At 52.6% G+C, this 5,488-nt stretch carries 5 protein-coding genes and 1 pseudogene; 2 read left to right on the plus strand and 4 right to left on the minus strand.

The window, feature by feature from the left end; translation table 11 throughout:
- Positions 1–78 precede the first annotated feature (78 nt).
- From GIW04_RS27320 to GIW04_RS27335, 4 genes and pseudogenes are all read right to left on the minus strand, one after another.
- On the minus strand, positions 79–1,077 hold the full coding sequence (locus GIW04_RS27320; RefSeq protein ID WP_032894867.1) for an NADP-dependent oxidoreductase: 999 nt from the start codon (positions 1,075–1,077) through the stop codon (positions 79–81).
- Between the two features lie 71 nt (positions 1,078–1,148).
- A complete protein-coding gene (locus tag GIW04_RS27325) occupies positions 1,149–2,018 on the minus strand; it encodes an alpha/beta fold hydrolase (RefSeq protein ID WP_047338273.1) in 870 nt (289 codons plus the stop codon).
- 98 nt (positions 2,019–2,116) lie between these two features.
- Positions 2,117–2,906 (minus strand): annotated as a pseudogene (locus tag GIW04_RS27330) (SDR family NAD(P)-dependent oxidoreductase).
- Positions 2,907–2,947: 41 nt separating this feature from the next.
- Entirely contained in the window at positions 2,948–4,048 is a 1,101-nt protein-coding gene (locus tag GIW04_RS27335; RefSeq protein WP_032894863.1) for an alkene reductase, read from the minus strand.
- Positions 4,049–4,213: 165 nt separating this feature from the next.
- Between GIW04_RS27335 and GIW04_RS27340 the strand changes: the two genes are divergently transcribed.
- The gene (locus tag GIW04_RS27340) at positions 4,214–4,813 is read left to right on the plus strand and encodes a TetR/AcrR family transcriptional regulator (protein WP_032894862.1); all 600 of its coding nucleotides are present in this window, start codon (positions 4,214–4,216) and stop codon (positions 4,811–4,813) included.
- 75 nt (positions 4,814–4,888) lie between these two features.
- Positions 4,889–5,323 carry a YeeE/YedE family protein gene (locus GIW04_RS27345; protein ID WP_032894861.1) on the plus strand — a complete coding sequence of 145 codons (435 nt, stop codon included), beginning with the start codon at positions 4,889–4,891 and terminating at the stop codon, positions 5,321–5,323.
- Positions 5,324–5,488 lie beyond the last annotated feature (165 nt).

Here is a 5,488-nt window from a genome sequence, read left to right on the forward strand (position 1 = left end):
CCCCAGTAGTTAGAACAACGGCCAAGCCCTTTTCTTTAAAGTTTTTATGTCCCATTTACTGTCTTACCCAAGGGCGGGTTACGCGACGGTGATGACTACTTTTCCCTTTGATCGCCCTTGTTCTAAGTACGTGAGTGCATCAGCGGTTGAGGCGAATGGATAGACTTTATCGATAATCGGTTTGATTGCGCCCGATTCGACCAATGCAGTAATTTCACTTAGTTGTGCGCCGTCTGAGCGCATGAAAACGAATGAGTATTTCACCCCGGTTTTGCGAGACGCTCTACGGATGCCAAGGCTAAGCAAACGTAGGATTGGCTTGACGGCCCAAGACAGCCCCTGCGCCTCTCCGAACTCAGGCGTCGGCGGGCCAGAGATGGATATGAGCTGACCTCCAGGCTTGAGGCACTGCAGTGATTTTTTGAGAGTGTCTGCATTCAGGCTGTTAAGTACGACGTCGTAGCCGTCTAGGACAGTCTCGAAATTCTGTTTTTTATAATCAATTACTATGTCTGCCCCAAGCGCTTTTACCCACTCAACGTTCGACGTGCTTGTGGTAGTAGCAACGAAAGCGCCCAGGTGCTTGGCAAGTTGAATAGCAATGCTCCCCACACCTCCCGAGCCCGCGTGAATCAGCACCTTTTGGCCCTTCTTCAAGTGGGCACATTCCACTAGAACCTGCCATGCCGTCAGCGCTACCAAGGGTAGCGAGGCCGCTTGTTCCATACTGACGTTCCGAGGTTTCAGCGCTAAAGATTTCTGATTTACAGAAATAAACTCGGCAAAAGTCCCAATACGATTCTGCGGAGGCCGCGCATACACTTCGTCGCCGGCTTTGAACTGGCGAACACCAGGCCCGACGCGAACCACAACGCCGGCCAAATCATTCCCCAATATCAAAGGAAATTTGTAAGGAAGAATTTGTTTGAATTCTCCTGTTCTGATCTTGGAGTCCAGAAGATTGACGCTTGTGGCCTTTATTTGAACCAAAACGTCGTTGGTGCCTACAACCGGATCAGGTAATTCACCGATACGTCCACCGCTCTTACCATATCGTTCGATAAAAAAAGCTTTCATGATGATGTAACTCTTAAAAGATGAGCGTGGGCGTGGAAGCTGGCGATACCTAACTGCCTTGAGGTTCTTATTCAGGAGTCTAGGAATGCCAAGGCTTTGGTGACGAAGTCAGCGTGGTACTGAAAAATTCCGCCATGCCCAGCGTCCTCGTAGATAATCAGCTTCGAGTTTGGGATGCGTCGCGCCAACTCAGTCGAGTTCACAGTGGGCACCATGATGTCGCTGTCACCGTTGGCAATCAGTGTTGGAGTCTTTATGAGACTGAGATCTTGGGGCATCTGGCGACCCCATGCGGTGATTGCCTTGAGTTGTCGCAAGAAAGCTGATGGGGTTGGGCCTTTATCACGCTCTTTTTTTCGCTCTTTCAGCCGCTTCAAAAACGCGTGCGCGGCTTTCTGACCATTAGCCGACTGAGTGAAGAAAAGATAAAACTTAGGATCGCGAAATGTAATAAGCCCCTTCAGCATCAAAAGCCACGAGACAGACCACACTTTGTCGATGCCTTGGCCGCCCGCTGGCCCTGTTCCGGTCAGAATGAGCTTTCGCACTAGCTCGGGGGCTTTCAATGCAATTTCCTGTGCCACGAACCCGCCCAGTGAAAAGCCCAGAAGGTCGACTTTCTGAAATCCTAGCGTGCGTATTAAGGCGATTGCGTCGCTTGCCATTTCACTGATGGTCAAAGGGGCAGTGCCACCAGAAGCGCCGATTCCTCGATAGTCGATGGCAATGATGCGTCGGTTATGAGCCAAACCATCAACGATGCGAGGGTCGAAGTTATCCAAGACTGCGCCCCAGTGATTCAACAGAACAAGTGGCGCACCTTCTCTAGGCCCCACGTCCCGGTAGGCAAATGTTGTTCCTTCGACATTGACCCACAGATTCGCGGTACGGGTGTACAGCGTTTGCGATTCAGTGGGACGAGTTTTGGCTTCAGTGATCATGTGCACACCGTGCCCGGGGGCAGATAGGTGAGTAAAGAAAGTGCGCAACAAACACTCTTGGTTTCAGAACAGCAGATGAGCGTCTGTTGCATGACAAATCACACCTCTGCTTTATAGCGTTCGGCTACTGGCGGATTGGCGGATCTCTGACAGCAACGCTTGGCGAGCAGTCTGCAAAGCATCCCAGTGAGCGGCTTCTTGTAGGGGCGGAATAGTCACCGGCTCGCTACGATCAAAACCGACCAGTGCGGCATCGACCAGATCGCCCACGTCCATAATTTCGCTCAAGGTGTTGATGTCGATGCCTGCACGTTCCCAGATTTCAGTGCGGGTGGCCGCAGGGAGCACAGCTTGCACGTAGACACCTTTAGGTGAGAGTTCTAGGCTTAGTCCTTGCGAAAGAAACAGGACAAAAGCCTTTGTCGCGCCGTAGACGCTCATCCCGAATTCCGGTGCCAGGCCTACGACCGAGCCAATATTGATAATTGAGCCATTACCCGCCAGCGCCAAGCGCGGCGCGATGGCGCTGGCGAGTCGCACCAACGCAGTCGTGTTAAGTGCGACCAGGTTTGCAACGCTGTCCGTGGATTGCTCAATAAAGGTGCCTGATTGAGCGGCTCCGGCATTGTTCACAAGGATGCCGATACTGGCGTCATCGCGAAGGCGAGCTTCGACCGTCGTTAAATCGTTGGCTTGAGTCAGGTCAGCCTGGATCACGTCAATGGCAACACCGTGTTGCTCGCGCAGGCTTGAGGACAAAGCTTCTAGACGGCTTTTGTCACGGGCGACCAAAACAAGGTTGTGCCCGCGCCGGGCAAAACGCTCGGCGTAAGTCGCACCAATGCCAGTAGATGCGCCAGTAATCAGTACGGTTTCAGGGAGGCTCATAAAATGATGCTCTTCAATGGATGTCGATAGACGATTCAGTCTCAGCCATGTACAGAGCTGGAGTCGGCGAGCGTTGGATAGTCGGTATAGCCCGCTGCACCGCCGCCATACAGAGTAGTAGGGTCGAATGCAGACAAGGTGGAGTTGCTCTTGAGGCGCTCTACCAAATCAGGGTTGCCAATAAACGGACGTCCGAAAGCGATCAAGTCAGCTTTGTCTTCGTTGAGTTGGGAGGTGGCTAGATTCAGGTCGTAGCCGTTGTTGGCAATGTAGGTATGTTTGAAGCGCTGGCGTAGGGAACCAAAATCGAAAGGGACGACGTCGCGTGGCCCGCCAGTCGCACCTTCAACCACATGCAGATAAACCAGGTTCAGAGCATTGAGCTGGTCGACGACGTACTCAAACTGTTGCTGCGGATCGCTGCTGGAAACGCCGTTGGCAGGAGAGACTGGGGAAATACGAACTCCCGTTCGATCAGCACCGATCTCGTCCACGACAGCAGCACTGACCTCAAGCAGTAATCGAGCACGGTTTTCAATCGAGCCACCGTATGCATCCGTGCGAATGTTGGAGCCGTCCTTGAGGAACTGATCAAGTAAATAGCCGTTTGCGCCGTGGATCTCTACACCGTCGAAACCAGCTGCAATTGCGTTCGCCGCAGCCAGACGGAAGTCGTTAACAATTCCTGGCAGCTCGCTGATATCGAGGGCTCGCGGTTCTGATACATCCTCGAAGCTATTGTTAACGAATACCTTTGTCGCAGGGCGTAAGGCAGAAGGTGCTACCGGAGCAGCACCGTTTTGCTGAAGGTCGACGTGGGAAACACGTCCGACATGCCATAGCTGCAGGAAGATGTGTCCGCCTTTCGCATGAACGGCTTCAGTTACTGCACGCCATCCCTCTACCTGCGCCTGGGTGTAAATCCCTGGCGTGTCTTGATATCCCTGACCTTGCTGCGAGATCTGGGTCGCCTCGGAAATCAACAAGCCTGCGGATGCTCTCTGACTGTAATAAGTTGCGGCCAATTCGCTCGGCACAAAACCCAACCCAGCACGGTTTCGTGTCAGCGGTGCCATTACGATTTTGTTAGAAAGTGTCAGCGAGCCGAGCGTGCAGGGCTCAAACAAGGTCTTTTCGGGCATATCGATTCCATAGTCGTTTATCAATGACTGCCATCTGCGAATTCGCAGCAATGACGCCTGCATGGAATTAATGATGTCGATCATAATCAAAGGTGTCAACTGTTTTGATTGTGATCGACATCAGAGTATAGTCCGGGCATTGTCTACCATGCCTAGGAGTAAGGAATGAAGGTCACCAAGGCGCAATCAATCGCCAATCGAGCTCATATCGTGGAGACAGCTTCAGAGCTATTTCGTGAGCGTGGCTACGATGGCGTGGGTGTTGCGGAACTGATGGCCACTGCCGGTTTTACTCATGGAGGGTTTTACAAACACTTTGCTTCCAAGTCTGATTTGATGGCCGAAGCAGCTCAAAATAGCTTGGCAAAATCCTTATCTAGTACCTGCGATCTCGACGTTGCGGATTTTGTGAATCTTTACGTGTCGAGGGATCACAGAGATGGGAGAGGAATGGGCTGTACCATGGCAGCGCTTTGTGGTGACGCGGCCCGTCAGTCAGATGATCTGAAGGCTACTTTCGCCAATGGTGTTGAAAACACGCTTTCAGCCCTCGAGGAAAAGTACCAAACGTGCCTGGGTGTGACGAAGCAAGAAGCCCGAGCGAAGATGATCGACCTGCTAGCGCATGCAATCGGTGCGGTCATGTTGTCGCGGGCTTGCCCGGATGACTCTCCTCTCGCTGATGAAATACTCGATACTTGTCGCACCGAAATAGTTACTTCGCTGCCTTCATCTGCGGCGAAAAATAAGCAGCTGAGCGGTTAGACCTAAGCCTACGGATACGAATGTTGCCTGCTGCCTCGTAGCGATTTACAAGCACTCTCGTGGAGGAGATGCAAGATGAGCATTGATTGGATCAACTTCACACCTTGGGCTTCATTAGGCGGAGGCGTCCTGATTGGGTTGGCTGCGAGCTTGTTCGTTCTCGCAAATGGTCGCATCGCAGGCATCAGTGGTTTGATTGGAAGCGTGATGCAATTTGGCAGTGAGGGTTGGAGCGAAAAGGCGCTATTTCTTCTTGGTCTGTTGCTTGCGCCATTGTTATGGGGAGCATTTAACGTTTTGCCGCAAATCGAGATTAGGGCTGAGTGGCCCACTCTGATTATTGCGGGGCTGCTCGTAGGCGTTGGAACTCGTTACGGCTCTGGCTGTACTAGCGGTCATGGAGTTTGTGGGATCTCTCGACTGTCAGCCCGATCCATCACGGCAACGATGTGCTTTATGTTCGCCGGCTTTGCAACGGTGTACGTCATTCGTCACGTGGTGGGAGCATGAACTTGATCAAGTTGGCCGCATTTTTATCTGGCTTGATCGTAAGCGTCCAGCCCGCCCACCTTCTCCTCGAGCACCCCTGCCCGCATCCTCTGTATTTTTCAGCAGGGGATTCACATGGAAACGATGCACGCGCGGCGCGAGTCCTGGGCCAGGCATGTCCAGGCC

The sequence above is a fragment of the Pseudomonas sp. PA-4-8C genome (assembly GCF_021606625.1).
GTDB classification, from domain to species: Bacteria; Pseudomonadota; Gammaproteobacteria; order Pseudomonadales; family Pseudomonadaceae; genus Aquipseudomonas; species Aquipseudomonas lactis.

Excerpts from the sequence above, each read along its gene's own strand:
- GIW04_RS27335 (WP_032894863.1), bottom strand. The coding sequence starts at position 4,048 with ATGCCCGAAAAGACCTTGTTTGAGCCCTGCACGCTCGGCTCGCTGACA.
- GIW04_RS27320 (WP_032894867.1), bottom strand. The coding sequence starts at position 1,077 with ATGAAAGCTTTTTTTATCGAACGATATGGTAAGAGCGGTGGACGTATC.
- GIW04_RS27325 (WP_047338273.1), bottom strand. The coding sequence starts at position 2,018 with ATGATCACTGAAGCCAAAACTCGTCCCACTGAATCGCAAACGCTGTAC.
- GIW04_RS27340 (WP_032894862.1), top strand. The coding sequence starts at position 4,214 with ATGAAGGTCACCAAGGCGCAATCAATCGCCAATCGAGCTCATATCGTG.
- GIW04_RS27345 (WP_032894861.1), top strand. The coding sequence starts at position 4,889 with ATGAGCATTGATTGGATCAACTTCACACCTTGGGCTTCATTAGGCGGA.